The organism is Streptomyces aquilus, from assembly GCF_003955715.1.
GTDB lineage: Bacteria > Actinomycetota > Actinomycetes > Streptomycetales > Streptomycetaceae > Streptomyces > Streptomyces aquilus.
Map to the genome: position 1 here is coordinate 7,021,127 of NZ_CP034463.1, position 26,886 is coordinate 7,048,012.

25 protein-coding genes are annotated in these 26,886 nt (G+C 71.4%); 9 read left to right on the plus strand and 16 right to left on the minus strand.

Going from position 1 to position 26,886, the window contains the following annotated elements; all coding sequences use genetic code 11:
- Nucleotides 1-7 precede the first annotated feature (7 nt).
- Entirely contained in the window at nucleotides 8-793 is a 786-nt protein-coding gene (locus EJC51_RS32520) for a protein phosphatase 2C domain-containing protein (protein ID WP_126274330.1), read from the minus strand.
- Between the two features lie 368 nt (nucleotides 794-1,161).
- Between EJC51_RS32520 and EJC51_RS32525 the strand changes: the two genes are divergently transcribed.
- The 5 genes from EJC51_RS32525 to EJC51_RS32545 are packed head-to-tail and all read left to right on the plus strand — an operon-like array spanning nucleotide 1,162 to nucleotide 6,846.
- Nucleotides 1,162-3,996 (plus strand): sensor histidine kinase, encoded by a 2,835-nt coding sequence (locus EJC51_RS32525; protein ID WP_244362953.1) that lies wholly within the window; start codon nucleotides 1,162-1,164, stop codon nucleotides 3,994-3,996.
- Complete coding sequence (locus tag EJC51_RS32530; RefSeq protein ID WP_126274331.1) at nucleotides 3,993-4,502, plus strand: roadblock/LC7 domain-containing protein; 510 nt, start codon at nucleotides 3,993-3,995, stop codon at nucleotides 4,500-4,502. The genes EJC51_RS32525 and EJC51_RS32530 overlap by 4 nt, the downstream gene beginning before the upstream one ends.
- Nucleotides 4,499-4,906, plus strand: coding sequence for a DUF742 domain-containing protein (locus tag EJC51_RS32535; RefSeq protein WP_079311625.1), 408 nt, complete (start codon nucleotides 4,499-4,501; stop codon nucleotides 4,904-4,906). The genes EJC51_RS32530 and EJC51_RS32535 overlap by 4 nt, the downstream gene beginning before the upstream one ends.
- Nucleotides 4,887-5,573: a GTP-binding protein gene (locus EJC51_RS32540; RefSeq protein WP_166682926.1), complete on the plus strand. Its 687-nt coding sequence runs from the start codon at nucleotides 4,887-4,889 to the stop codon at nucleotides 5,571-5,573. Before EJC51_RS32535 ends, EJC51_RS32540 begins: the two co-directional genes overlap by 20 nt.
- Before the next feature lie 25 nt (nucleotides 5,574-5,598).
- The gene (locus EJC51_RS32545; RefSeq protein WP_126274332.1) at nucleotides 5,599-6,846 is read left to right on the plus strand and encodes a styrene monooxygenase/indole monooxygenase family protein; all 1,248 of its coding nucleotides are present in this window, start codon (nucleotides 5,599-5,601) and stop codon (nucleotides 6,844-6,846) included.
- On the opposite strand, the gene EJC51_RS32550 is transcribed toward EJC51_RS32545, so the two are convergent.
- The 4 genes from EJC51_RS32550 to EJC51_RS32565 form a co-directional block, all read right to left on the minus strand.
- Nucleotides 6,825-7,925, minus strand: coding sequence for a C40 family peptidase (locus EJC51_RS32550; protein WP_126274333.1), 1,101 nt, complete (start codon nucleotides 7,923-7,925; stop codon nucleotides 6,825-6,827). The genes EJC51_RS32545 and EJC51_RS32550 overlap by 22 nt on opposite strands.
- Before the next feature lie 103 nt (nucleotides 7,926-8,028).
- Nucleotides 8,029-8,343 (minus strand): hypothetical protein, encoded by a 315-nt coding sequence (locus EJC51_RS32555; protein WP_179851152.1) that lies wholly within the window; start codon nucleotides 8,341-8,343, stop codon nucleotides 8,029-8,031.
- Nucleotides 8,336-8,983: a TetR/AcrR family transcriptional regulator gene (locus EJC51_RS32560; RefSeq protein ID WP_126274334.1), complete on the minus strand. Its 648-nt coding sequence runs from the start codon at nucleotides 8,981-8,983 to the stop codon at nucleotides 8,336-8,338. The genes EJC51_RS32555 and EJC51_RS32560 overlap by 8 nt, the downstream gene beginning before the upstream one ends.
- Before the next feature lie 129 nt (nucleotides 8,984-9,112).
- The gene (locus EJC51_RS32565; protein WP_097268973.1) at nucleotides 9,113-10,051 is read right to left on the minus strand and encodes an AurF N-oxygenase family protein; all 939 of its coding nucleotides are present in this window, start codon (nucleotides 10,049-10,051) and stop codon (nucleotides 9,113-9,115) included.
- A gap of 89 nt (nucleotides 10,052-10,140) precedes the next feature.
- Between EJC51_RS32565 and EJC51_RS32570 the strand changes: the two genes are divergently transcribed.
- Both EJC51_RS32570 and EJC51_RS32575 read left to right on the plus strand, forming a co-directional pair.
- Nucleotides 10,141-11,244: a ferritin-like domain-containing protein gene (locus tag EJC51_RS32570; RefSeq protein ID WP_126274335.1), complete on the plus strand. Its 1,104-nt coding sequence runs from the start codon at nucleotides 10,141-10,143 to the stop codon at nucleotides 11,242-11,244.
- On the plus strand, nucleotides 11,241-12,125 hold the full coding sequence (locus tag EJC51_RS32575; protein ID WP_126274336.1) for an ADP-ribosylglycohydrolase family protein: 885 nt from the start codon (nucleotides 11,241-11,243) through the stop codon (nucleotides 12,123-12,125). The genes EJC51_RS32570 and EJC51_RS32575 overlap by 4 nt, the downstream gene beginning before the upstream one ends.
- Here EJC51_RS32575 and EJC51_RS32580 read toward each other — a convergent pair.
- The 7 genes from EJC51_RS32580 to EJC51_RS32610 all read right to left on the minus strand — a co-directional run bounded on the left by EJC51_RS32580 (nucleotide 12,122) and on the right by EJC51_RS32610 (nucleotide 18,638).
- Nucleotides 12,122-12,628: a DUF3291 domain-containing protein gene (locus tag EJC51_RS32580; protein ID WP_126274337.1), complete on the minus strand. Its 507-nt coding sequence runs from the start codon at nucleotides 12,626-12,628 to the stop codon at nucleotides 12,122-12,124. The genes EJC51_RS32575 and EJC51_RS32580 overlap by 4 nt on opposite strands.
- 45 nt (nucleotides 12,629-12,673) lie before the next feature.
- Nucleotides 12,674-14,131, minus strand: coding sequence for a penicillin-binding transpeptidase domain-containing protein (locus EJC51_RS32585; protein ID WP_126277217.1), 1,458 nt, complete (start codon nucleotides 14,129-14,131; stop codon nucleotides 12,674-12,676).
- Nucleotides 14,132-14,145: 14 nt separating this feature from the next.
- A complete protein-coding gene (locus tag EJC51_RS32590; RefSeq protein ID WP_165951174.1) occupies nucleotides 14,146-15,507 on the minus strand; it encodes an FtsW/RodA/SpoVE family cell cycle protein in 1,362 nt (453 codons plus the stop codon).
- Nucleotides 15,508-15,560: 53 nt separating this feature from the next.
- Nucleotides 15,561-15,932: an SH3 domain-containing protein gene (locus tag EJC51_RS32595; RefSeq protein ID WP_126274338.1), complete on the minus strand. Its 372-nt coding sequence runs from the start codon at nucleotides 15,930-15,932 to the stop codon at nucleotides 15,561-15,563.
- A gap of 83 nt (nucleotides 15,933-16,015) precedes the next feature.
- Nucleotides 16,016-17,266, minus strand: a complete 1,251-nt coding sequence (locus EJC51_RS32600) for a sensor histidine kinase (RefSeq protein ID WP_126274339.1) — start codon at nucleotides 17,264-17,266, stop codon at nucleotides 16,016-16,018.
- Nucleotides 17,266-17,988 (minus strand): hypothetical protein, encoded by a 723-nt coding sequence (locus EJC51_RS32605; protein ID WP_126274340.1) that lies wholly within the window; start codon nucleotides 17,986-17,988, stop codon nucleotides 17,266-17,268. Before EJC51_RS32605 ends, EJC51_RS32600 begins: the two co-directional genes overlap by 1 nt.
- A gap of 143 nt (nucleotides 17,989-18,131) precedes the next feature.
- On the minus strand, nucleotides 18,132-18,638 hold the full coding sequence (locus EJC51_RS32610) for a protein-tyrosine phosphatase family protein (protein ID WP_126274341.1): 507 nt from the start codon (nucleotides 18,636-18,638) through the stop codon (nucleotides 18,132-18,134).
- A gap of 113 nt (nucleotides 18,639-18,751) precedes the next feature.
- On the opposite strand from EJC51_RS32610, the gene EJC51_RS32615 reads away from it, so the two are divergent.
- Complete coding sequence (locus EJC51_RS32615) at nucleotides 18,752-19,555, plus strand: nuclease-related domain-containing protein (protein WP_126274342.1); 804 nt, start codon at nucleotides 18,752-18,754, stop codon at nucleotides 19,553-19,555.
- A gap of 130 nt (nucleotides 19,556-19,685) precedes the next feature.
- On the opposite strand, the gene EJC51_RS32620 is transcribed toward EJC51_RS32615, so the two are convergent.
- Nucleotides 19,686-20,993: a vanadium-dependent haloperoxidase gene (locus EJC51_RS32620; RefSeq protein ID WP_126274343.1), complete on the minus strand. Its 1,308-nt coding sequence runs from the start codon at nucleotides 20,991-20,993 to the stop codon at nucleotides 19,686-19,688.
- Between the two features lie 102 nt (nucleotides 20,994-21,095).
- Nucleotides 21,096-21,977 carry a non-homologous end-joining DNA ligase gene (gene ligD, locus EJC51_RS32625; RefSeq protein WP_126274344.1) on the minus strand — a complete coding sequence of 294 codons (882 nt, stop codon included), beginning with the start codon at nucleotides 21,975-21,977 and terminating at the stop codon, nucleotides 21,096-21,098.
- A gap of 64 nt (nucleotides 21,978-22,041) precedes the next feature.
- Here ligD and ku point away from each other — a divergent pair, with 64 nt between their 5' ends.
- The gene (gene ku / locus EJC51_RS32630; RefSeq protein ID WP_483025184.1) at nucleotides 22,042-23,148 is read left to right on the plus strand and encodes a non-homologous end joining protein Ku; all 1,107 of its coding nucleotides are present in this window, start codon (nucleotides 22,042-22,044) and stop codon (nucleotides 23,146-23,148) included.
- A gap of 95 nt (nucleotides 23,149-23,243) precedes the next feature.
- On the opposite strand, the gene EJC51_RS32635 is transcribed toward ku, so the two are convergent.
- Complete coding sequence (locus EJC51_RS32635) at nucleotides 23,244-25,025, minus strand: beta-ketoacyl-[acyl-carrier-protein] synthase family protein (protein ID WP_126274346.1); 1,782 nt, start codon at nucleotides 25,023-25,025, stop codon at nucleotides 23,244-23,246.
- 243 nt (nucleotides 25,026-25,268) lie between these two features.
- Complete coding sequence (locus EJC51_RS32640; protein WP_126274347.1) at nucleotides 25,269-26,726, minus strand: hypothetical protein; 1,458 nt, start codon at nucleotides 26,724-26,726, stop codon at nucleotides 25,269-25,271.
- Nucleotides 26,727-26,886: the final 160 nt, after the last annotated feature.

The following is a 26,886-nucleotide window of genomic DNA, read 5'->3' on the forward strand; positions in this document are numbered from 1 at the left end:
CGCCACGTCACAACTCCACAAACGCCACCGACGCGTCGTCATGCCGCTTGCTCCGCCCCAGGAACTCCCGCTCCTCATCAGCGGTCTCCAGCTCCCGCACCCGCGTCACCAACGCCTGGGCGCCCTCCTTGCGTACGAAGGTGAACAGGTCCGTCCAGTCGCCCTCCCGGAACGTCTCCACCCACCGGGTCGCCCCGTCCGTCAGCGCGGCCAGCGCCCGCACGTCCTCCCGTCGGAGAACCCCCGTCACCGCCCGCCCCGCCACCGACGGGTCGGCCGCCGCCGTGAAGAAGCCGCCCTCCTTGTTGCGCAGATGCGCGTCGATGTGAGCGTCGGTCGTGAGGGACTCCCGGGGGAGCAGGGCCAGCCGGTCGTCCGCCAGGACCGTCACCGCTCCGTCCGGCGACTCCACCAGCAGCGTCGAGTCCGACAGGACCAGGTACTCCAGGGCCCGCTCCGACCAGCGGGCCAGCACCACTGTCGCCTGTGGTGTGCGTGGGTGAGAAAGGTCACAGCTGTGCGCATGGGAATCGGCGGTACGCGCAACGGCGAGGCTCAGCGCCTCGGACAGCGGAACATCCGGGAGGGAAACGGTCAGTTCGGTCAGGGCGCCGCCCAGGCGGGAGACGAACCAGGGGACGGAATGCAGACAGCCTGTCGGGCCCTTCGGCGGTGTGACGCCGTCCAGGACCACCAGTGCTCCGCCCCGCCCGGAGGCCGGGAGGCCGACGCTCGCGAAGTCCTCGTTGGGGCGGGTCGGATCGCCGGGCTCCGATACGAGTTCAGTACGCATCCAGCCAGTCTGCACGAGCCCTTCACAGGGTTCACGAAAGGCTGGCATCGGTCGCCGAATCGGTGCAGGCGCGCAGGTCAGGCGTCTGATTTGGGGTGGAATGATTCACTCCGGCCGAGCGCGGCGGCAGATGATGCCATCGTGCGCCCCGGACGTCCAACCGGCCCACCGCGCAAGGCCCCTGACTGTGCCATGGGAACTTGCTCCCCAACTCCCGTCCGGGGTTCACTCCTTCGAGTGGCGGGTCGGGTGATGCACAACCACTGCCCACTGGCGCTGGGAGGGTCGGGAACCGTACCGGGAGTACCCGTCAGTTGACGGAGCGTCACCCGGGCCCATGGGTACACGAGTCAGGAATGCGAGCACCGGTGCAGAAGACGCGGCCACGTCGTACGAGCAAGCAGACGGCTCCCGCCGACACCACCTCCGCCCCCACCCCTGACGGGACCGTCGTGGGCAAGGGCCGCCCCACCCACGTACGCAACCGGCTCATCGTCGCCGTCGCCGTCGTGGCCGCCGCGATCGCCGGGGCCGGCGCGCCCTCCGTGCTCGCCGCCTCCCAGGACCTCAGCGACTCCCAGGACCTGGTGACGCTCGCCGAGCAGACCCAGAACGCGCTCGCCCTCGCGCACGCGCTCGCCGACGAGCGGGACGAGGTCACCTCGTACGTCGCCGCCGGCCGCCCCCGCTCCAAGGCGCCCTCCGAGCAGGACAGCACCCGCGTCGACCGGCAGGTCGAGGAGCTGCGCGCCGACACCGACACCCCGGCCGACCTGCGCGCCGACCTCGACGGGATCGCCGCCCTGCGCAGAGCGGCCCTCACCGGCAAGAGCACCGCCCTCGAAGCGCACGCCTCCTACTCGGCCACCATCACCGAGCTGCACCGCCTCGCCGAACAGCTGGCCGAGCAGCTGCCGCCCCGCGCGGGCTCCGGCGCCCACGCCCTCGCCGAGCTGGACTCCGCCGTCCAGCAGGCCGCCGCCACCCGCGGTCTGCTCCTCGCCGCCCTCAGCGTGCCGAGCGGCACCCAGACGGTCACCGACCCGATCACCGGCATCACCTCGACCGTCTCCACCACCTCCGAGGCCGACGCCAAGCAGCGCGACGCGCTCACCGAGGCCGCCCAGCAGGCCCGCGTCCGCTCCGACGCGGCCCTCGCCGACTTCAAGGAGACCGCGCCGAAGGAGACCAGCGCCCGCTACGACTCCACGGTCACCGGGCCCGAGGTCAACTCCGCCGAGAAGTACCTGGCCTCCCTCACCGACCAGCCCACCCTCTCCGACGGCGAACTCGCCACCAGCGCCAAGAAGCTGGACGCCGCCCTCTCGGCCCGCGTCGAGCTCATGCGCGGCGTGGAGTCCGCGCTCTACAACCAGCGCACCAAGGACCTCGCCCAGCTCCGGGACGACGACGTCACCGCCTGGGAGATCCGGATCGCGGTCCTCGGCGCCCTGATGCTGCTCGCCGTCGCCATCGCCACCGCCATGGCCCGCACCCTCACCCGCCCCCTCGCGGTCCTGCGCCTCGGCTCCGCCCGGCTGGCCACGGCGGCGGACCCGGCGGCCGAGGAACCCGTCAAGTTCACCGGCCGCAACGACGAGTTCGCCCAGGTCGTCCGCTCCGTCAACGCCCTGCACGCGCACGTCCTCGGCGTCCAGGGCCGCATCACCACCCTGGAAGCCGACCGCAAGCACCTCGTCGCCCAGCGTCAGAAGATGGCCGACGCGCGCGAGGAACTGCGCAGCGAACTCGCCGAGTCCGCGGCCCAGTTGGGCCGCCTCCGCGACAGCATCGGCGGCACCTTCGTCAACCTCGCGCTGCGCACCCTGGGCCTGGTCGAACGCCAACTGGCCGTCATCGAGGGCCTGGAGGAGCGCGAGCAGGACCCCGACCGGCTGGCCACCCTCTTCAAACTGGACCACTTCGCCACGGTCATGCGCCGCCACAGCGAGAACCTCCTGGTCCTCGCGGGCACGGAACACGTCCAGCAGCACGCGGGCCCGGTCCCGCTGGTGGACGTCGTCCGGGCCGCGGTCAGCGAGATCGAACGCTACGAGCGGGTCCGCATCGCCGCCCTGCCCCCGCATGCGCACGTCGCGGGCTTCGCGGCCGACGACCTCTCCCACCTCCTCGCGGAGCTGATGGAGAACGCCACTTCCTTCTCCCCGCCGGACCTGCCCGTCGAGGTCTCCGGCTGGCTCCTGGAGAGCGGCGAGGTCATGCTCTCCGTCCAGGACGAGGGCATCGGCATGACCGAGGACCGCCTGACCCGCCTCAACACCCGCCTCGCCGACTTCGACCCGGACTCCCCGTACGACCAGGAGGGCGAGGAGGGTCTCGGCCTCGGCCTCTACGTCGTCGCCCGCCTCGCCCACCGCCACGGCGTCCGCGTCCGGCTGCGCGAGCAGAAGCAGGGTGGCATCGCGGCGGTGGTGGTCCTGCCGAAGCCGCTGCTGGCGGCGGCCCCCTCGGCCGCGGTCCCCGCGACCACCCCGTTCTCCGGCACGCCCCACACCTTCGCCCTCCCGGGCGCCGACGCCGAGGCCAACTCCAACGTCCTGCACGGCCGTTCGGAGACGGGCGACGCGCTGGTGGACCTGGCGGAGCAGGCGGTACGCAGCGCGGAGACGGCCCCGCAGGAAACCCCGTCGGAAACGACGATGGAACTCCTGGCCCCGGTACCGGCACCCGCCGACGAACACCCTGCGCCCGCTGCCGAACACCCTGCGCCCGCTGCCGAACACCCGGCGCCCACCGCCGAACACCCGGCGCCCGCCGACGAACACCCCGCCACGGCCGCCGAACACCCTGCGCCCACCGAAGAGCACCCTGCGCCGGCCGCCGAACACCGCGCGGCCGCCGACGGCGAATCCGCCCCACAGGGGCCACCGGCAGGTGGGACCGAACCCGTCGAAGGCGAAGCCGAGACGGAACACACCCGCGCCGCCGACGAGGACCAGCTCACCGCGAAGGGCCTCCCCAAGCGCACCCCGAAGATCACGGCACCATCCGAACCGCCCCGCCAGCGCACCGCGTCCGTCGACGCCGAAGCCCTCCGCCGGAGGCTCGGCGGCTTCCGCCGGGGGGCGGAGGCCGGCTATCGCGACGTAGAAGCAGAGATCGCCGAACAGACGGGTCAGACGACGACGCCCGCACATGCCGAAGAAGCCACGGGGGGCACTCCCGAGGAGGCAAGCAGTTGACCGCGCCCAGTACCTTCGGACTGAGCAGTGAAGCCCGCAACCTGCACTGGCTGCTGACGAACCTGGTCGAGGAGGTGCCGGGCATCCAGTCAGTAGCGGTGGTCTCATCGGACGGCCTGCTCCTGCTCTCCTCCGACCCCGGCCGAAACGACCAGGCCCGACGGCCCCGCGCCGCCGCCCCGAAGGGCCCGCGCGGATCGTCGGCCGACCTCGCCACCATCGTCTCCGGCATCGGCAGCCTCACCATCGGTGCCGCCCGGCTGATGGATTCCGGCCCGGTGAAGCACACGATGGTCGCGATGGACGAGGGCAGCCTGTTCGTGATGTCGATCAGCGACGGCTCGCTGCTCGGTGTGCACGGTTCAGCGGACTGCGACATGAGCGTGGTGGCGTACCACATGGCCCTCTTCGTGGGCCGCGCCGGCCATGTCCTGACCCCCGAACTCCGCAGCGAGCTCCGAAAATCCCTGGAGAGCGAGAACGAGTCGGCAGGGAGCCCCCGATGACCGATCGCCCCACCCTCCCCGTCCGCGGCGGCGACCGCAAACCCGCCCGCGTCCGCCCCTACTCGCTCACCGGCGGCCGTACCCGCTTCGGCCACGTCCTCCTCGTGGAGACGTTCGTGGCGGCGCTCGAAGCCCCCGAAGAGCGCAAGGAACTGACGAATGGTTCCCTCAACACCCGGGTCATGCCGGAGATGCGGGCCATCGTCGAACTCTGCCGCCGCATGCGCACGGTGGCCGAGATCGCCGCGCTGCTGAAGATGCCGCTCGGCGTGGTCCGGGTGCTGCTCAGCGACCTCGCGGACCAGGGAAAGATCCGTGTGTACGGCACCGGCACCGGTCACGGCACCGGCCGTCCGGACCGCGCTCTGCTCGAAAGGGTGCTGAATGGACTCCGTCGTCTTTAGAGACACCGCCTTCGGAGACACCGCCTCCTCAGGCACCGCCTCCTCAGGCACCGCCTCCACAGGCACCGCCTTCGCGGAACCCGACGAGGACCTCAAGTCCTGGCAGACGGACCGCACCCGCGCCCCCATCGCCACGAAGATAGTCGTGGCCGGCGGCTTCGGCGTCGGCAAGACCACCCTCGTCACCGCCGTCTCGGAGATCACCCCGCTCCAGACGGAGGCGCTGATGACCGAGGCGAGCGAGGACACCGACGACCTCACCGCCACGCCCGGCAAGCTCACCACCACCGTGGCCATGGACTTCGGCCGCCTCACGCTCGACGACGACCTGGTGCTCTACCTGTTCGGGACGCCGGGCCAGCAGCGGTTCTGGTTCATGTGGGACGACCTGGTGCGCGGCGCGATCGGCGCGGTCGTGATGGCGGACACCCGGCGCCTGAAGGACTGCTTCCCGGCCCTCGACTACTTCGAGAGCTGCGGACTGCCGTACGTCGTCGCCGTCAACCACTTCGACGGCAGCGAGCTGTTCGAACCGGAGGACGTGCGGGAGGCGTTGACGATCCCGGCGCACATACCTGTAATGATCATGGACGCGCGCCGCCGGATCTCGGTGATCGAGACCCTCCTCTCCCTGGTCGGCCACGCCCTGGACGAAACCCCCGAGTAGAACCCACCAAGGAGTCACCACCCGCATGCGGAAGATACTCGTCGTAGGAGCCGGTCAGTCCGGTCTCCAGCTGGCCCTCGGCCTCCAGTCGCACGGCTACGAGGTCACCCTGATGTCGAACCGGACGGCGGACGAGATCCGCTCCGGCCGGGTCATGTCGACGCAGTGCATGTTCCACACGGCACTGCAGCACGAGCGCGATCTCCAGCTGAACTTCTGGGAGTCCCAGGCCCCGAAGATCGAAGGACTCGGCGTCTCGGTCGCGGCCCCCGGCTCGTGGGCCGAGGGCCCGGCCGCCCGTGCTATCGACTGGGTGGGCAGGCTCGACGGGTACGCGCAGTCGGTCGACCAGCGGGTGAAGATGGCCGGCTGGATGGAGACCTTCGCCCAGCGCGGCGGCCAGCTCGTCATCCACGGCGCGGCGGTCTCCGACCTCGACTACTTCTCCCGTACGTACGACCTCGTGCTGGTCTCGGCGGGCAAGGGCGAGCTGGTGTCGATGTTCGGCCGGGACGCGTCCCGTTCGCCGTACAGCGAGCCGCAGCGCGCACTGGCCGTGTCGTACGTCCACGGCCTGGGCCCGCGTCCCGAGCACCCGGACTACGACGCGGTCCGCTGCAACCTCGTCCCCGGCGTCGGCGAGCTGTTCGTCATGCCGACGCTCACCACCTCCGGCCGCGCCGACATCCTGTTCTGGGAGGGCATACCCGGCGGCCCGCTCGACGTCTTCAACGGCGTCAAGGACCCCGCGGAGCACCTCTCCCTGACCCTGGAACTCATGGAGCGGTACACGCCCTGGGAGTACGCGCGGGCCACGAAGGTCGAACTCACCGACGCGGGCGGCACCTTGGCCGGCCGCTACGCCCCGACGGTCCGCAACCCGATCGGCCGGCTCCCCGGCGGCGGACTGGTCCTCGGCGTCGCGGACGTCGTCGTCGCCAACGACCCGATCACCGGCCAGGGCTCCAACTCCGCCGCCAAGTGCGCGGCTTCCTACCTCGCCTCGATCCTGGAGCGCGGGGAGAAGGAGTTCGACGAGGAGTGGATGCAGGGCACGTTCGACCGCTACTGGGACACGGCCCGGCATGTCACCAAGTGGACGAACGCGATGCTGGCCCCGCCGCCGGAGCACGTGCTCAACCTGATCGGCGCGGCAGGCCAGTTGCAGCCCGCCGCCGACCGCTTCGCCAACGCCTTCGACGACCCGTCCGACTTCGAGAACTTCTTCTACGAGCCCGAGAAGACGGCGGCCTACCTGGCGTCCCTGTCCTGACCCTGGCCCTGACCCTTGTCGGGGCGTACGGCCCCCAGGATCGGGTGGGAAGCCAGGGGCGAGACCTTGACCTTCTCACCCGTTCTCGGGGCCTGCACGACCTGTCCGCCCCCCAGATAGATCGCCACATGGGTCGCCTTGGGGAAGTAGACCACCAGGTCGCCGGGGCGGAGCTCGCGCAGCGCAATCCGCGGCAACCGGGCCCACTGCTCCTGGCTGGTCCGGGGAATGGGCCTGCCCGCATGTCCCCAGGCCTCGGACGTGAGCCCTGAACAGTCGTACGCCTCGGGCCCCTCGGCCCCCCACTCGTACGGCTTCCCGAGCTGCTGCACGGCGTACCGCACGGCCCGGTCCGCGGCCCGAGTCGGCTCGCCCGAGCCCGAGCCCTCGCCGTCGCTGTCGCTGTCACCCAGGGCGCCCGAGGTGACGAGGTCCTCCTGGGCCGCCTCGACGTCCGTCCGCTCCAACTCGGCGACGGCGCCGAGCTGTTCCTCCGTCAGGGAGGCGAGCAGCTCCTCGACGTCGTCGAGCTTCTTCCGTACGGCGTCCCGGTCCTTCTTCTGCCGTACGGACAGGGTGAGTTGCCGGTCGAGCGCCGCGCGGGCCTGCCGGGCCAGGCCGTCGGCCTTCTTCTCGCTCCCCGTCAGTCGCCCCACGGTCTCGGCCCGCTCCCGCGCCAACTGCCCGATCACATGCCCCTGATCCAGCGCGTGCTGCGGATCACGGGCCAGGAGGAGGCGTACGTACGGCGAGATGTCGGTGCTGTTCTGGTACTGCTGCCGGGCCAGGCGCCCCGCCGCGCCCCGGCTGTCGTGGAGCGAGAGCCGGGCCCGCGCCAGCTGCACGTCGAGCCGGCGCACCTGAGCCCGCTGCTCCTTCAGTTTCTCCGCGGTGGCGTTGTACGTCTCGGTCGCCTCCTCGGCCTGCTGGTACAGCCGCTGAAGATCCGTCAGCAGTTCGGAGACGCTCCGCCCGCCGGGCGCGGGCGGCGCCGGTACGGCCGCCGCGGGCAAGGGCGCGAGGACGGTGCCGGCCGCCACCGCCGCCGTACACACCAGACGCAGAAGCCTTCCTGACACGTCATCACCTCCGGAGCGCAGCAGCCCCTCTGCTCCGCACCGCGAGCATGGGACGGCCGGTCGCGCTCCGCGCGCCGGACGTGCGCGGTTCGGCCCAATCACGTCACCCGTCGGTGTCGTCCGGCTTGCCGCCCGGCGTGGCGTCGGGCTTGGACCACGGCCACTTCAACCGTGACGGCCTGCCCTCGGGCTCGTACGCGTACTTCCACCCCTTCTGGAGCCCCAGCTTGCTCTGCCCGCGCGGCACCCGGCGGTAGATCAGCACGGTGGGCGGGCCGCCGTCCGGGTCCGGGACCGGGATGCGGTACTGCTTGGGCGGGTGCCCGGTCGGGCCGAGGAGGACCGGCAGGACACGGCCGTCCATGGGGCCGCCCTCGAAGGGGGTGTCTTCGCTCTTCACGGCACCAGTGTCAGCCATCCGCCGCGAGGGCCTGCACCAGCGCGGCCGTCTGGGGATCGCGTCCGGCCGTCACCGACAGCACGGCGACGAACTGCTCCACCAGCCAGTCCCGCAACTCGTCGACCGGCGGTTCCTTGTCGTCGTCGAGCCAGATCAGCGAGGCCGCCTCCACGGCCGTGATCCACATCCGTACGGTCATCCGCAGCCGCGAGCTGGGCTCGGTGACCCCGAGATGGCTGAAGATGTGCTGAGCGGCGGCTCGCCGTACGCCGTCCACGATGGCCGTCGTACGGGAGGTCTCGACGACACTGCCGCCCTGGAGCAGCGCGCTGAACCCGGCGTCGTGCTGGTCGACGAAGCCGAGGTAGCGGTCGAGGGCCCGGGAGAGGCGGTCGAGCAGCGGCCCCTCGGGAGGCTCGGCGAAGCACTGCTGGAGCTCTTCGGCGGCGGACCTGAGGGCGGCCTCGTAGAGCTGCTGCTTGCCGCCGGGGAAGTACCGGTAGACCAGAGGCCGGGACACCCCGGCCGCCTCCGCCACGTCGTCGAGGGAGACGTCCTCGGGGGCGCGGTGCGCGAAGAGGCCGAGAGCGGCCTCGAGGAGCTGGCTGCGGCGCTCCTCGACACTCAGACGGCGATAGGCGGGCGCGGCAGGGGTCATGGGTGCAGCGTAGTCGTGCGTCTGCGGGTGCGTCGTGGCTGGTCGCGCACTTCCCGGCCTGCCTCGCTGCACCCACCCAGGGGGCGCGGGGAACTGCGCGACCAGCCCCCGCCGGGCCGCACCCGACACTCAAGCCAGCAGCCCCGAGGACTTCCAGAGCCGCCGCCCAACCCCCCGAAGAACCCCAATGTCATCCAAGAAGTCCGTCAGCCTCTTCGCCCCCGTCTGCATGACCTCCCGCCGATGCCCGCTCGCCTTCACCTGCGCGAGGGCCTCCCGCCGGTCCAGCCCCACGTTCGTGTAGACCTCGGGGTTCACGAACGCCACCGAGAACACCCGCGCGAACTCCCCGGACGTCACCCGGGTGAACTCCTGCGACCACCGAGGCGCGGTCACCATCTGCCGCCGCAGCTCCTCGCGGGCGTACCGCACATGCCGCGCCTCCTCCACGACATGGATCCGGGTGACCCCCCGGATCAGCGGCTGCACCCGCTCGTCCGGGAACGTCAGCCGCTGCATCCAGTCGAGGACCTCCTCACCGAGCAGCGTCGCGGTGAAGGAGCCCGGCGTCGTCGAGATCGTCTTGAACAGCCGGCCCAGCTGCTGGTGCGCCCGGCTCACCGGGTACCACGGAGTGTCCCCGTGCGAGATCAGCCGCGCGAACATCTTCGAGTGCCGGCACTCGTCCTCGATCTCGGTCAGCGCGTAGCGCACATGCGCACTCGTCGCCGCCTTGTCGTAGATGTGCCGCACGAGCAGCTGCATGAGGATGAGCTCGAACCAGATCCCGAGCGAGGCCAGTGCCGCGGCCTCGTGCTGCGAGAGCAGAATCCGCTGCTCCTCGCTCATCCGCTTCCACAGCGGGGTGTCGTACAGCGACACCAGCTCGGGTGGCCAGAACCACTTGCCCTCCTCGAAGGGCGCGTCCCAGTCCAGCTCCTTGTCGGGGTCGAAGGAGTGCTTGGCGGAGGAGTCGAGCAGCCGTTCGGCCACCTGCTCCCGGTCCTTGAGCAGGCCGAGCGCGTCGCGGAGGCCCGCGAGCGCATCGGCGTCCGTCAACGTCGTCATGAGGTTATGAGACTGCTTGTCAGCAAGCTCGTCAATCCCTCGCGCGCTACTTGTTGACCCCGCGTCTACGAAGGGGCAGCCTGCGGGACATGCCGACTTTCGACCTGTACGCCACAGATCCGGGAGACCCCCACTGGCAGGTGCCGGCGACCGGCGCGGCACGCTTCAGCTGGGAGTACGACGATGGTCGCGACCGTCTCCTCGCCCTTTACCAGAAGGGCAAGGACAAGCAGTGGGACGGGCAGAAACGCATCGACTGGGGGATCGAGGTCGACCCGTACGACCCCCTCGGCACCCCCGACGAGTCCATGTCCCTCTACGGCACCAAGCACTGGGCGAAGCTGACGGACCACGACAAGGGGGAGCTGCGGCAGCACTACGCCTCCTGGCAGTTCAGCCAGTTCCTGCACGGTGAGCAGGGCGCCATGGTGTGTGCCGCGCGGATCGTCGAGTCCGTCCCCGACCTCGACGCGAAGTTCTACTCGGCGACCCAGGTGATGGATGAGGCCCGGCACGCGGAGATCTACGGGCGGTTCCTGCACGAGAAGATCGGGATGCTGTACCCGATCAACGACAACCTCCGGTCGCTGCTCGGCGACACCCTCCGCGACAGCCGCTGGGACATGCCGTACCTCGGTATGCAGGTCCTCATCGAGGGCCTCGCGCTCGCCGCGTTCGGCATGATCCGCGACACGACGGACAAGCCGCTGCCGCAGCAGATCCTCGCGTACGTCATGCAGGACGAGGCGCGGCACGTCGCCTTCGGGCGCATGGCCCTGCGCGACTACTACAAGCAGCTCAGCGATGCCGAACTCCGCGAACGCGAGGAATTCGTCATCGAGGGCTGCTACTTGATGCGCGACCGGCTGCGGGGCGTCGAGGTCCTGGAGAACTTCGGCATCCCCACCGCCGAGGCCGAGGAGTACAGCGAGCAGTCCGAATTCCTCGCCCTGTTCCGCCAGTTGCTGTTCTCCCGCATCGTCCCGTGCGTCAAGGACATCGGCCTGTGGGGCAAACGCCTCCAGCGGGCCTACGTCGACATGGGCGTCTTCGGGATGGGCGACTCGAACCTCGACCTGCTGATGGCCCAGGACGAGGAGATCGCCGAGAAACTGGATGCGGAGCGGTTCGCGGCGGAGGAGCATGACCGGGTCGCGGAAGTGCAGGACACGATCGACCAGGGGACCCGATGAACCGAACCGCCGCCCGCCGCAGCCTCCAAGGCCTCGCCCTCGGGGACGCGTTCGGCGAGCGCTGGTTCCCGCTCTTCCGTGAGCCCCGGCAGGCGTACGACGAGATCCGCGCCCGCCGGATGCCCGCGGAACCCGAGTGGCACTGGACGGACGACACGGCGATGGCGCTCGCCGTGTGCCGGGTGCTGGACGAGTTCGGCGAGATCCGGCAGACGGAACTGGCCCAGGCCTTCGCGCTCGGCTACGACGCCGACCCCGCGCGGGGGTACGGCCACGGCATGCATCTGCTGCTGCCCCGGCTGCTCCGGGAGCCCGAGCGCTGGCCGGAGTTCGCCCGGGAACTCTTCGGCGGAGAGGGCAGCCTCGGCAACGGGGCGGCGATGCGGGTGGCGCCGCTGGGGGCGTGGTTCCACACCGACGTGTCACGTGCCGTCGAGCAGGCCGCCCGCTCCGCCGAGGTCACGCACGCCCACCCGGAGGGCGTCGCGGGCGCGGTCGCCGTCGCCGTGGCCGCCGCGCTCTCCGCACGGCACGAGCTGACCCTGGACGCGGCGGCGGCGCTGACCCCGGACAGCGCGGTCCGCGAAGGCCTCGCCCGCGCCGCCGAAGTCCCCTTCTCCACCGAGCCCTGGAAGGCCGCCGACCTCCTCGGCAACGGCCGGCGGATCCGCGCCGACGACACGGTGCCCTTCGCCGTCTGGTCGGCCGCCCGTCACCCCGGCGACCTGATCTCGGCCCTGTGGACGACCGCCGAGGGCTTCGGCGACGTCGACACCACCTGCGCCATCACGGGCGGCATCGTGGCCGCCCGCACGGGCGTGGACGGCGTACCGCAGGAGTGGCTGCGCCGCCGCGAAGCGGTACCCGGCGAGGCCGCCTAGACCCCGCAGCCCAAGTCCTCCGGCACCGCGAACGACACCGGCTCCGCCCCCTGCGCCGGGAACGACGTCCGGAGCGTGAAGGCGTACGGCGTCGGCCCGTTGGCGCGCAGATGCAGCAGCCGTGCCTCGGCCTCCGCGACCGTCGGGCGGTGGCCGGCCGGTACCCACCACAGGGCCGTCATCGCCTCCCGCACCTTCTCGAACCACTCGCGGCGGCGGGCGAGCAGCTCGCGGTGCTGCCCCTGGTACATGAAGGCCGTGAGCGCGTCGGTGTCCCGCCACACCGTGAGGTTGATGATCAGCCAGTCGTCGCCGAAGACCTTGATGCCGGTCGCGTCGCCGCCCTCCGACTGGAGGCGCCAGACATAGCCGTCGGCGGCCTCCGCGGAGGCGTTGACCGGGTCCAGCGCGTCGACGAAGTCCTTCAACTCCGGTGAGTCCAGCGGGAACTTGAGGCGTGAGATGTTGACCTGGGCGAGTTCGTACGCGGCGGCTGAAGTCATGTACCGAACGGTAGGTCGGGACCCCCGGTCGCCGGTACCCCCGTCTCAGTCGGTGAGCACCGCCTCCATCACCGCCCGCGCGATCGGCGCCGCGTCCCCGCCGCCGCTGATCTCCCCCCGGTCCGCCTCCGCGTCCTCCACCACCACGGCCACCGCGACCTTCGGCTCCAGGTCGCGCTCGCCCTGCGCCCAGGAGATGAACCAGGCATACGGCGTACCCGAGTTGTCGACGCCGTGCTGGGCGGTCCCGGTCTTGCCGCCGACGATCGCGCCGGGGATCGCGGCGTTCGTGCCGGTGCCCTCGGTCACCACCTCCTCCATCAGCTCCTTCAGCCGCACCGCGGTCGCCGGGTGCATCGCCTGCCGCACCGGCCGCGAGCCGGCCGTCGACACCGTGGCGCCGCCCGACCGGGTCGTCCGCTCGACCAGGTAAGGCGGCCGGATCTGACCGCCGTTGGCGACCGCCGCCGACACCATCGCCATCTGGAGCGGCGTCGCCCGCGTGTTGTACTGCCCGATCGACGACAGCGCGAGCTGCGCCTTGTCCACGGACACGTCGAAGGTCGACTCCGCGACGGAGTACGGAATCCCGAGCCCGGTGTCGTTGAAGCCGAACCGCGCCGCCGTGGTCGCCATGTCGCTCACCCCGACCCGCACCCCGAGCCGCGCGAACACCGTGTTGCAGGACCACATGAACGCGGCCCGGATCGGCGCGTCCTCGCAGCCCGTGGCCTCGTTGGTCAGGGAGGTCGTGGTGCCCGGCAGGGTGTACGGGTCGGGGGAGTCGGTCGCCTCGTCGACGTCCGTCACCACGCCCGCGTCCAGCGCGGCGGCCAGCGTGACGACCTTGAACGTCGACCCCGGCGGATAGGTCTGCCGTACCGCCCGGTTGAGCATCGGCTTGTCCGGGTCCGCGTTCAGCCGCGCCCAGGACCGCTCCACCGCCGCGTCGTTCCCCGACAGCACCTGTGGGTCGTACGACGGACTGCTCACCAGCGCGAGGATGCGCCCGGTCGACGGTTCCACGGCCGCCACCGCGCCCTTGCGTCCGGCGAGTCCCGCGTAAGCGGCCCGCTGTGCGGCCGGGTCGATGGTCGTGACGACGTTGCCGCCCGGGTTCTGGCGTCGCGTCAGGTCGTTCCAGAGCGGGAACGCCGACAGCATCGGGTCGGTGCCGGAGAGGAGGTCGTCCTCGGCGTGCTCCAGGAAGGTCGTGCCGTAGATCTGCGAGGCGAAGCCGGTCACCGGCGCGTACAACGGGCCCTTCGGATAGGTCCGTTCGTAGCGCAGCCGCCCGTCGGTGTCCTTCGAGCCGGTGACCGGGGCGTCGCCGACCAGGATGTCGCCGCGCGGCTGGCCGTAACGGGCGATCGCGGTACGGCGGTTGGCGGGGTTGTCGTCGTAGGAGCGGGCCTGGAAGACCTGGATGCGGGTGGCGTTGACGAGGAGCGCCACCAGCAGCAGGGCACAGAAGCAGGCGGCGTGCCGGATGTAGCGGGTCATCCGGATGTTCCGCGTCACGCGGCGACCTCCCCGTCGAACTGGCTGCGGGCGGAGTCGCTCACCCGGATCAGCAGGGCCACGATCGCCCAGTTGGTCACCACCGACGAGCCGCCCTGGGCCAGGAACGGCATCGCCATGCCGGTCAGCGGGATCAGCCCGGTCACCCCGCCCGCGATGACGAACACCTGCAACGCCACGATCGAGGCGAGCCCGACCGCCAGCAGCCGCCCGAAGGGGTCGCGCAGGGAGAGCCCCGCCCGGTAACCGCGCTCCACCAGCAGCCCGTACAGCAGGAAGATCGCCGACAGCCCGGCCAGCCCCAGCTCCTCGCCGGCCGTCGCCAGGATGAAGTCCGACTTGGCGGCGAAACCGATGAGGATCGAGTGCCCCAGCCCGAGCCCGGTGCCCATGGTGCCGCCCGCGGCGAACGCGAACAGCGACTGCGACAGCTGGTTGGGGCCCTGACCGGCCTCGATGGTGGCGAAGGGATGCAGCCAGTCCTGCACCCTGCTGTGCACATGCGGCTCCAGCCAGCCGACCGCGACCGCGCCCAGCGAGGCCAGCAGCAGCCCCACCGCGATCCACCCGGTCCGCCCGGTGGCGACGTACAGCAGCACCACGAACAGCCCGAAGAACAGCAGCGACGTCCCGAGGTCCCGCTCCAGGACCAGCACCACCACACTCAGCAGCCAGATCGCCACGATCGGTCCGAGCACCCGCCCGGTCGGCAGCTGGAGCCACCAGATCCGGCGCCCGGCGTAGGCGAGCGCGTTGCGGTTGGCGGCGAGATAGGCGGCGAAGAAGACCGCGAGGAGCACCTTCGCGAACTCGCCCGGCTGGATGGAGAACCCGGCGATCCGGATCCAGATCCGGGCCCCGTTCACGGCCGGGAAGGCGATGGGCAGGACGAGCAGCGCGAGGGCGGCGGCGACGCACACGTAGGAGTACCGCTGGAGCACCCGGAAGTCCCGCAGGAACAGCGCGGTGACGATGAACAGCGCCACGCCGACCGTGGACCACACGAGTTGGGTGGGCGCCGCCCGGTCGCCCGGGGTCTCCAGGTCGAGCCGGTAGATGAGGACCAGGCCGAGGCCGTTGAGCAGGACGCCGATCGGCAGGAGCAGCGGATCGGCGTACGGCGCCCGGTAGCGCACCGCGAGATGCGCGACCAGCGCGAGCACGCCGAGCCCGGCGCCGTAACCGGCGGCGCCGGGCGGGACGGTGCCGTGTCGGGCGAGGCCCACCGCGCAGTAGCCGTACACGGAGAGCAGTACGGCGACGACGATGAGGGCGAGTTCGATGCCCCGGCGCCGGGGGAGGCGGACGGCGGGAGCGGGGGGATCCGCTCGCACCACGGTGGTTCCGGCCTTGGTCATGTCCGGAACCTACCCAAATAGGGAGACTTGTCTTCCCGATTTCCCTGGTCTTCCTAGCACCAGCGTGGCGCCGCCCCGATGTTGTCGATGTACCGCGCGGCGCCCCAGGCCCAGGTGCCGTCCGTGAGGAGGTACCAGAGCGGGTTGCCGTTGATGGTCTGGCCGGGCGTCTTGCAGAAGATCGAGACGATCTCGCCCTTGTGCGCGGTCCGGATGATCTGCGACCCGCGGTTCGGTGCGCTGCGCAGATTCAGCGTGCTCGCGGTGACCACGCCTTTGTAGAGGCGGGGGTTCTCCTGCTGGTGGTGCCCCCAGTCACCGCGTGCACCGTCCCAGTCGTCGTTCGCGACGGCGGGCACGGCGGCAGCGGCGGCGAGCAGGGCGCCGGCGGCGAGGGATATGGAGAGACGGGAGCGCAGCGACATGACGGAACCTCCACGAAGGGGGCGAACTTGACTAATCGCCACATTAGGAGGGGTGGTTCGGGGCCGCCTTTCTGACTGGGCCGTCAGGGGTGCGGGGACCCGAGCAGGGTGAGTACGGCGACGGCTCCTCCGTCGGCGGCGTTCCGGAACCTCAGCTCCGCCCCCAGCACCTCCGCCTGCCCGACCGCGATCGTCAGCCCCAGCCCATGCCCCTTCGATCCCCCCTCGGTCCGGAACCGCTGCGGCCCGTGCTCGACGAGGTACTCCGGATATCCGTCCCCGTGATCCCGAACGGTCACCGTCGGCCCGTCCACGGTCAGGGAGACCGGCGCCCTCCCGTGCCGGTGCGCATTGGCCACCAGGTTCCCCAACACCCGCTCAAGGCGCCGCCGATCCGTCTCGACGACGACACTCCGCACGACCCTGACCTCCGTGTCGGTCCCCGACGCCCGCACCACCCGCTCCGCCAGCGCCCCGAGCGACACCGCGTCCAGATCCAGCCGCTCCCGCCCCGTGTCCAGGCGTGAGATCTCCAGCAGATCCTCCGTCAGCGTCCGCAGCGCGGCCACCCGGTCCCGCACCAGCTCCGTCGGCCGCCCCGGCGGCAGCAGTTCCGCCGCCGCGTGCAACCCGGTCAGCGGCGTGCGCAACTCGTGCGCCACGTCGGCCGTGAACCGCTGCTCGCTCAGCAGCTTGCCCTGCAACGAGGCCGCCATGGAGTCCAGCGCGGCGGCCACCGCGGCCACCTCGTCCTGCGGCCGCGTCGGATCCTTCGTGCGCGGGTCGTCGACGCGCGCGTCCAGGTCACCGCCGCTGATCCGCCGGGCCACCCGCGCGGTGGCGTGCAGCCGCCGGGTCACCCGGGTCACCGCGAACGCCCCCACCAGCAGCGTCGCCCCGATGGCGAGGGCCGAGGACCACAGGATGGCCCGGTCGAGCGCGTTGATCGTGCGGGCCTGCTGGGAGTAGTCGACGACGACCGCGAGCGCCCGGTCGCCGTCGGCCGGACCGGCCGCCCACATCGTGGGGCGCCCCTCGTGGTCGGCGACCATCGTGCCCCGGTGGCCCGCCACCGCCAGCGCCCGCAGCGACGTGGGCAGCCCCGGCGGGTCGACGCCCGCACCCGGCAGCAGGCTGTCCCCGGCCTCGTACGCCTCGGTCGCGTCCGCCAGCCGGGACAGCGCCAGGTCACGGGCCTGGCCGACGGTCTGGTTGGTCACCGAGACATGCACGAGGATGCCGAGCAGCGCGGCCAGCGCACAGCACATGACGGTGATGAAGGCGGCGGCCTTCAGGGCGAGCGTGCCGGTCCACCGGGGGAGCGCGAGCCTCATCAGCGGGTCGCCGAGGGGGAGGGAGAGGGGGAGGCCGAGGCGGAGGGGGAGGCCTTCGGCCCCTTCCCGAGGTGCAGCATCTCGTCGTGGGTGAGCAGAAAGAGGTGCTGGTCCGGGTCCCAGGTCCACTGGAACCGGTACTCGTAGTCCGCGAGGTCGGACGGCGCGTGGATGATCACCGAGTGCCCGGCCAGCTCGACCTGGCTCACCGCGTCGTCGTTGCTCATGACCTGCACCAGCCGGCCGCCCTGGACGGTGTAGACGCGGACGGCGGTCTGGTTGCCCGGCAGCAGCCGGAAGCCCAGCGTCAGATCCGCGTGGCCGTCGCCGGTGAGGTCGCGGTAGTACGCCTTGAGGACCGGGCAGCGGCTGTCCGCCGGTGTCCTGCCGCAGTACGCCATCCGGCGGGTCGTCTCGTGGTAGGTGGCCTTGGAACCGGAGTAGTCGTCCGGGTGCTGGGAGATCTCCGCCTGCACGACGGCCACCGGGTCCACCTTGCGCACGTCGCCACCGGGCACGGCGATGCCCTTCATGACCTCGGTCTCGCCGTCGTCGTAGTTCCAGGCGGGGCTCGACGCCGGCGTCAGCTGCGGCCACAGCTTGGCCGGGCTGGTCGCGGTCGGGGTGGACCCCGCGGCCTGGAGGCCGCCCGCGTCACCGCAGCCCGCGGCGGTGGCCAGCAGCAGGGCGGCGGCGAGGGCGGTTCGGACGGGGCGTGGCACTGTGCTCCAGGGGCGGACGGGGCGGAACCGGGGCGGACGGGGCGGCGAGGGATGCTACCGGCGGCCCCGTACGCGGGACGACGACCGGCCCGTACACCTTATTCGTACGGAAGTCCTTTTTGCGCACCCGTCCGGGGCGGGCGTCATTCGGCCAGCTCCTCCAGCAGCCGTGCCGTGGGCAGTCCGGCCCGTAGATAGTCGACGAACAGGTCGTTGTGCAGCGCCCAGGGGGAGCGACGGTCCCGGATCGTGCGGATCGCCTCCTCGGCGGAGTGCCCGGCACGGATCAGGGCGTGCGCCACGACCAGCCCCGAGCGGTTGTAGCCGTGATAACAGCGGACGAGGACCTTGCGGCCCTCGTCGATCGCCTCGCTCGCGGCCTGTGCCAGCCGGATCACGCCCGCGAGCTGGGTCCCGTCCAGAGGCCCGTCGGGTATCGGCCACACATGGTGCTCCACGCCGGGGTCGGGCCCGTGCCCCGGCAGTCTCAACAGGGTCTGGACGAGGTCGAACTCGTCCCGTACGACGGCGAACTCGCGCTGCCCCGAGGGCCCCCTGAACTCGTGCCCGCCCATCCACAGTCCGGGCACGATCTCGTTCCAGGGGTGGTCCGGGGCCGGTACGTCGGGCTGCTTCCTGCGGGTACGCAACAACGCCTCCCCAAGTCCCCACACCCCACCACCGTGCCGACCTTCCTCAAAGGTAACCGCCTTCTTGCCCCTGGAGCACCCCGCCTGTTCCCATGGTCAGGGGGTGATGGTGCATGAGCGGACTGCGCGTCATACCGACCTGGCAGCACGGCCAGGAGCGGCTCTACGTGTGCCTGACGGACGGGCGGAACGTCGCCTGGTACGACAGGGAGGCGGCCCGGGTGAACCTGCTCAGCGAGGCGAGCAGGGAGGACGTCCTGGAGGTGCTCGGCCCGTTCCTGACGGGCCCGGTCGCGGTGGGGCCACCCCCCGTCCCGACCCCCGCGGAACTGGCCCGGCTCACCCTCCACCCGGACGACGACCTGGCGCCCAACCGCCCCGGCGAGGCCCTCCAGATCGCCCTCGACCGCGACCCCGGCCCGCCGCACCGGCTCCGCCCCGACCCGCGCCGCAGGGCGCTGCTGGCCGAGCAGGCCGTGGGCGAGGCCCTCGACCGGCTCGACGGCGCCGGCTGGCACGCCCTGCACTCGGTCCCGCTCCCGGGCGGCGACCGCGTCCACCACCTGGCGATCGGCCCGGGGGGCCTCTTCGCGATCCACACCCTGTACGCCCGCAAACAGCGGGTGACGGTCGCCGACCCCATGGTCGCCCTGGGCCGCCACGACCCCCGCCCGCTGCTGCGCCGCGTCCGCGCCGACGCCGACCGCGCCTCCTACGCGCTGACCGCCGAGGTCCATCCGGTCCTCGCCGTCGTCGGCCCGTCGGACGTACGGATCACCGCCCCGCTGCGCGAGGTCCGCGTCATCGCGGACACGGAGGCGGAGAGCCTGGCCCGGCTCGGCGGGGTGCTGAAACCGGCGGACGTGGAGGCCCTGCACGCGATGGCACGGGACCGGAACACCTGGACGCGGGTGTAGGGCCTGTCCGGCGGATCAGGTCGCAGGAGAGCTACGGCGCCTCATCGACGCTGGTGAGCGGGGTCTGGCACGCCGCAGATCGGCGTGCCAGACCCCGCGTCTGCGGCATGAACCGCCGGACAGGCCCTGGCTACCGCAGCGGCCGGAAGTAGTGGTCCATCGCCCAGTCGCCGATGTCCCTGCCGATCCGGGTGCCGACCTCGTCGGCGGTGCGGAAGTGGATGCCGCTCCAGATCCGGGCGTTGATCGTGTCCCGGTGGAAGTCGGCCGACTTCTTGTACGTCCGCGTCGTCCCGGTCGGCGTCGACGACAGCCGCAGGTCGATGTCCCCACCGGTCAGCCGGTCGAGTACGGCCATGACGGCGCCGTCGTTGGCGCAGTGCCCGCCGATGTACTCCGGGTACGGGGGAGTGTCCAGCAGCGGCGTCCAGTCCGGGTCGGGCCGGGTGGCCGGGTTGCCGTCGGTGCCGGCGAGCCGGATCGCGTGGATCGGGCGCCAGAGGGCGTACGTGAACTTGGCGTTCCAGGTGGTGATCGTCGCGTCGGCGGCGGCGGTGTTGGCCGCGGCGAACAGCCGGGCGGCGTCGACGATGTCGAGCCGGTGCCGGGTGACGTGGTCGCGGTACCCGGCCTGGAGCTGCTGGGGCAGCGGGTGCGAGAAGAAGAGCGCGGTCTCGGTCTGCCGCGCGCTCCGCTTGCTGCCGCTCCTCCCGCCCATGGCCTTCGTCTCGGCGAGATCGCGGGCGTACCGCCGCGAGGTCAGCGCGGGCGGCGGCCCCGGCATGAACTGCTCCGGGTCGTCGGACAGCATCGGCCGCACCTTGCCCAGCCAGGCGTTCACGGCGGGGCTGTACGTGGGCGGGGCGGGCCGCCAGACACCCGGGGCGGGCTCCGGGGCGAAGGTCACCCTCTCGCCGCGCCCGTCCTCCTCGCGCAGCTCGATGAGCCGCTCGGCGGCCAGCTCCCCGAACCGTTCGCCCTGCTTCCGGGCCGTGCCGTCCGGGATCTTGGCGAGGGACGCGGTGTACGCCTTCTCGATGCGTTCCCTGGAGGCCGGGAAGTAGGTGAGCAGCACCCGCCGCGCGGCCGTGGCGGCGGCCGCCTCGGAGGAGGCGAAGCGGGGGCCTCGTACGTCCCACTTGTACTCGGCGTAGCGGCCCTCGATGCCGACGACCGCGTTGTAGACGGCGGCATGGACGAAGCCGTACCAGAGGAACGGTTCGGCGGTCGGCCGCCTGGCGTCGTCGGCGATCACGGCGACGGCGGTGCGGTTCCAGTCGGTGACGACATCGGCGCCGGGGCGCTTGGCGGGCGCTGGGGCCGAGGGCTGGGCCTGGGCGACGGTGGTGGAGACGGAGAGCGCGGTGAGACCGACGAGCAGGGCTCGGCGGAGGGTGCGGATGCGGGTGCGGGTGCGGGAGGGCGGTCGTGCGCGCATGCCGGTGGCTGCTCCTTCGGTTCCTTCGGTGATGCGATGAGAGATGTCCCCATTGGTCAGCATCTGTGCCCGTCGGTGCCGGGCGCGAAGCCAGGACGGGCCCTAGGGCAGCCGTCCGGCGGACCGGGCGTCGAAGAGCGGCGCGAGCAGATCACCGTAGTCCTGGACGCGTGGCCCGATGTCCGTTGCGAGGAAGGCGAGTTGTGACGCCGACCGGCACTCCTCGACCTCCGTCCAGGTGACCGGCGCGGAGACGGTCGGCTCGGGGCGGGCGCGCAGGGTGTAGGGGGCCGCGGTGGTCTTCCGGGCCGCGTTCTGGCTCCAGTCGACGAACACCTTCCCGGGGCGCAGACTCCGTGTCATCCGGTGCACGACGAGCTTCGGCATCGCCCGTTCGGCGGCGACGGCGAGCCCCTTGGCGTACTCCGTCACCCGTTCGGACGGCGTCGGCCGCACCGCCGCCAGCAGATGCAGCCCCTTCGACCCGGAGGTCTTGGCGTACGCCGCGATCCCGTCCGCCGCGAGCCGCTCCCGCAGCCACAACGCGACCTCACAGCACTCGACGACGGAGGCGGGCGGCCCGGGATCGAGATCGAACACGATCCGATCGGCTTCGGCCGGCTCACCGACCACCCACTGGGGCGTGTGGAACTCGGTGACGAGATTCGCCGCCCACATCAACGACGCCAGATCCTGTACGACGACCATCCGCGCCGGCCCCTCCGACCGCGGCACCTCGGCGGTGGTGACCCAGTCGGGCGTACCCGGCGGCACGTTCTTGGCGAAGAACACCTGCCCGTCGGGCCCGTCCGGGTAGCGCAGGAAGGACAACGGCCGGTCCCGCAGGTGGGGGAGGAGGACGTCGGCGGTGGTGGCGTAGTAGTGCAGCACCTCGCCCTTGGTGAACCCGGTCGCGGGATACAGCACCTTCTCCAGGTTGCTGAGCGCGAGCCGGCGCCCCGCCACCTCCGTGATAGGCGTCATACGATGAGAATCTCACGCATATCGTCCGATACCGCCCGTGACAGTCGCGGAAAGGATGCCGCCCGTGCGATCCATATGGAACGGCGCGATCTCGTTCGGCCTGGTCAGCATCCCGATCAAGCTGGTCAACGCCACCGAGAGCCACTCGATCTCCTTCCGCCAGATCCATCTGGAGGACGGCGGCCGCATCCGCTACCGCAAGGTGTGCGAGCTGGAGGAGAAGGAGGTCAGCGGGGCGGAGATCGGCAAGGGCTACGAGGACGCGGACGGCACGATCATCCCGATCACGGACGAGGACCTGTCCCACCTCCCGCTCCCGACGGCGAAGACGATCGAGATCGTGGCCTTCGTGCCGGCCGACCGGATCGACCCGCTCCAGATGGATGCCGCGTACTACCTGGCGGCGGGCGGCGCCCCGGCGGCCAAGCCGTACACCCTCCTGAGGGAGGCGCTGAAGCGCAGCAACAAGGTGGCGATCGCCAAGTTCGCGCTGCGGGGGAGGGAGCGGCTGGGGATGCTGCGGGTGGTGGAGGACGCGATCGCGATGCACGGGCTGCTGTGGCCGGACGAGGTGCGGGCCCCGCAGGGGGTGGCGCCGGACACCAAGGTCACGGTCAACGACAAGGAACTCGACCTCGCCGACGCCCTCATGGACACCCTGGGCGAGATCGACCTGGAGGACCTCCACGACGAGTACCGCGAGGCGCTGGAGGAGGTCGTCGCCGCGAAGGCCGCCGGCGAGACCCCACCGGAGGCGCCGGAACCGGCGAAGGGCGGCAAGGTCCTCGACCTCATGGCGGCGCTGGAGAAGAGCGTGCGCGAGGCGAAGGAGTCCCGCGGCGAGGAACCGGCGGAGGTCAGACACCTCCCGCAGCGCAAGACGTCGTCGCGGACGACGCCGAAGCCCGCGCAGGGGAGAAAGTCGACGGCGAAGACGGCGACGGCGAAGAAGACGGCCTCGACGTCGGCCTCGGCCTCGGCGAAGAAGTCGACGGCGACGAAGAAGACACCGGCGAAGAAGACGGCCTCGGCTTCGGCGAAGAGGACGACCTCGACCTCGACCTCGGCCTCCGCTTCGGCTTCGGCTTCGGCGAAGAAGTCGACGGCGACGAAGACGACGGCGAAGAAGACGACGGCAAAGAAGGCAACGCCCCGCAAGCGCTCGGCCTGACCCCTACCAACGGGCCCGTCCCCTTCTCTCACCGCATCGCCCACCGCATCGCCCACCGCAACGGTGCTCAGCAGCCACGACGTTGCCGCAGCCGCTCAACCGATGCGCCGCAACGCCAGCACCGCGTTGTGCCCTCCGAACCCGAACGAGTTGCTGAGCGCCAGATCCCCGTCGGCCGGCAGCTCCCGAGGAGCGTCCGTCACCACGTCCAGCTCCACCTCGTCGTCCACCTCCGCACACCCCACGGTCGGCGGCACCACCCCGTGATGCAGCGTCAGTACGGTGGCCACGGCCTCCACCCCGCCCGCGGCCCCCTGAAGATGCCCGAGGTGCCCCTTGAGCGCGGTCACCGGCACGGACAGGTTCCGGTTCCCGAGGACGGCCCGCAGCGCACCCGCCTCGGCGAGATCGCCCTCCACGGTCGCCGTGGCATGCGCGTTGACATGGACGACGTCCACCACATGCCCCCCGGCGTCCCGCACCGCCCGCCGCAGCGCGAGCGCCACCCCGCTCCCCGAGGGATCGGGCGCGGCCATGTGATGCGCGTCGGCCGACAGCCCCCACCCCGCGGCCTCGCAGTAGATCCGCGCGCCCCGGGCGAGGGCGTGCTCCTCGGCCTCCAGTACGAGGATCCCCGCGCCCTCCCCGTTCACGAACCCGCCCCGGTCCTTGGCGAAGGGCCGTGAAGGCGAACGCCCGTCCTCCAGCCCGGCCTGGGACAACGCCCGCATCGAGGCGAACGACGCCATGATCGCCGGCGTCACGACGGCTTCCGCACCGCCCGCGAGGGCGACGTCGACACGGCCGTACCGTATGCGGTCGATCGCCTGCCCGATGGCCTCGGTGCCGGAGGCGCACGCGCTGGTCACGGTCCGGGCCTCCCCGGTGATGTGCAGGTCGAGGGAGACCTGCGAGGCGGCCTGCGAGGGCACGGTCATCGGAGTGGTGAGCGGCGAGACGCCCCGCGGCCCCTTCTCCCGCAGCTTCCGATCCCCACCCACCAGGACCGACGCGTCCCCGAGGATCGCCCCGAGACTGACCCCGACCCGCTCGGGATCGAGCCCGCTCGGCCGGGTGCCCCCCTCCACGAACCCGGCATCGGCCCAGGCCTCCCGCGAGGCGAGCACCGCGAACTGAGCGGCCCGGTTCATCCGCCGAGCGGCAGCCCGCGGCAGCAACTCGGCGGGATCGACCGGCACAGTCCCGGCGATCCGCACAGGCAGCTCGCCGAACTCCTCCCCGCCCAACTCCCGTATCCCGTGCCGCCCGTCGAGCAGCCCCCGCCACAACGCGTCCACCCCGACCCCGAGCGGAGTCAGGGCCCCGAGCCCGGTGACGACGACCCGCCGCGGCCCACCGGCAGCGGCTTCCCGCGCGGGCCGAGGGTGATGCCGTACGACATACCCCTCCCGGTCGGCGTCACGAGCCCACCGCCGCACCTCCCCGTCCGCGACCGGCTCCTCCGCACACACATCGAGATCCCGGTGCCAGGCACCCCAACGCCGTACGTACGTCACCTCGGCGGCCCGCGGATCGACGGCCCGCACCGAGCCCACCCGGTCGCCGTCCCGGAACTCCACGTCGTCGAGCGGCGGTGACGACAGCCGGGGCACGGCCGCCACGTCCAGCCGATGGCAGGCGACGGTGACCGCCCGCTCCCGCCCCAGCACCTCATCGCGATCCACCCCACCGAGCGGCGGCCGCAGCGACATCCGGATCGTCTCCGGCGACTCGGGCAACGTGTGCATGACGACGTACCAGCGCTGCCGCTCCACGTCCTCGGGCGACAGGGCGACCAGGTCACCCGGGATCACCTCGGCGACGCTGACTGTATGCGGATTTATAGGGACTTCGAACTTTCCAGGCGAATTGGACATATCCGCACACGCTTCCCATTTACCGAACTGCCTTGCGGGGGACGGTCCCGAGTGAACGGGACGAAAGCCGGAAAGGCCATTGTTGAAACAAAAACGTCCCTGGATCCTTACACTCCGCAAACGATGACGGAATCCAACGCCCCGTCAACCCCCCGACGTACAGGGCGAGTTGCGTTTACAACTACGAATGATCTGTGTGCAAGCTCACGGCCGCACACGCATGACCACCGACAGCTTCTGGATCTACGGGCGGCAGCCGCGCCAGGGCCGATCGATGTCCCGTATGCGCAGCTTCGCCAACGGCACCTCGAGCGTCTCAGCCGCCCCCGGGGCCGGCGGGGTCCAGAGCACGACCGTGCCGCCCGAGTCGCCCAGCATCAGGTAGGCGCGGGCGGGGGAGAAGGTGCCGCCCACCACGGGTATGCCCGAGGGATCGACATTCGCCAGGGGTGTGGCGCACACCCACCTCGGCTCGACGCCGTGGAACTCGGGCGGCGTACGCCACCTCGCCGCGGCCTCCATGGCCTGGACGCCCGCTTGGCGGGCAGGGGCCAGCAGGTAGTTGTCGAAGCCGACGGATCCCAGGATGACCGCGACGACGCCCGCGAACACCATCACCCCGCGGTTGCGGATGGGAAAGTGCCAGATCCGGAGGTAGCCCAGGAGAGCCGGCACGGAGAGCGCGAGCAGGATGACCGGCAGCCAGGAGGAGGCGGCGCCGAACTGCCGGTACAGGGACACACCCACGTCGGCGGGTTCTGTGTCGAAGGCGTCGAGGTACTGGCGGATCAACAGCCCGCCCGCACCCGGAAGCAAGCCGATGAAGAGCGGGATGACGAGCGGAAGGAGCCAGGGTGCCACGGACCGCCAGCCCGACGAGTGGAAGAGGAAATACAACCCGAGCGGCACGGGCGCCGACAGAGCCAGAAGGCCCAAAAGGCGAACCAGCTCAAGAAGCCCTCCGACCCCTCCGTCGGCCTCCGCGCCACTCAGGCCGAGAGCACCCGCGAAGAGGCAGAGGACGGCCGTATCGCCGACGCCGTTCAGTGAAACCTGCGTGCCGGTGACCTTCCACACCCGCTGCAGCAGCCGATGAGCGCCCCAACCAGACACAAAGGCCACGACCGAGCCGCCCGCCATGGCGAGCCACTCCCCGCCGGCGCGGCCGGACCACACCGCGTCGACCCCGAAGGTGAAGGACCGCAGGGCCACCCAAGTCAGGATCAGCCACGGGGTGTTCCGCAGCAACACGACGAACGGACGGGAATCCGCCTGCACTTCACCCCGGACCCGTACCCCGGGCGGCGCGGTCGGAGTATCCGGCAATCGCCGCCGCGCCAGACGCAGCGCCGCTGTCTCGTCCGCCGCCCAGACCCTGCGCCCAGTAGGCCGCAACCGTCCGGCGGCCGACGTCGACGAGGTGCCGACCACCCGCCACATCGATTCCGGGCCGCCCTCGCCCACTCCACCCACACGTTCTGCTGCCAGCACACGCACGGCCAGATCGAGCCGCCGGGCCGCCGCCCTCAACTGCTCCTCGGCGCCCTGCGCCGCCCGCCAGTGAAGTCCGAACAGCGTCAACGTCATGACGTACCGGCCGTCAGTTCCGCTCCCCGCGGACTGCTCCAGCACAGCCCACCCCTGACGACCGCACTCCTCCTCGAACCGCGCCCGCTCCGCGGCCCCGCCGATCACTGCCACAAGAGCGACTACACGTTGACTGAGCGCCGCCACCAGTCCCCCTGCGATCGCCTCGACTGCCGTCGCAGAATGACACTGGCACATGGCGGCCAAGAACCAACGACAAAGAGCGGGACCCAGTGAAACTGGGTCCCGCTCTCGAAAGTGCCCACGGCAGGAT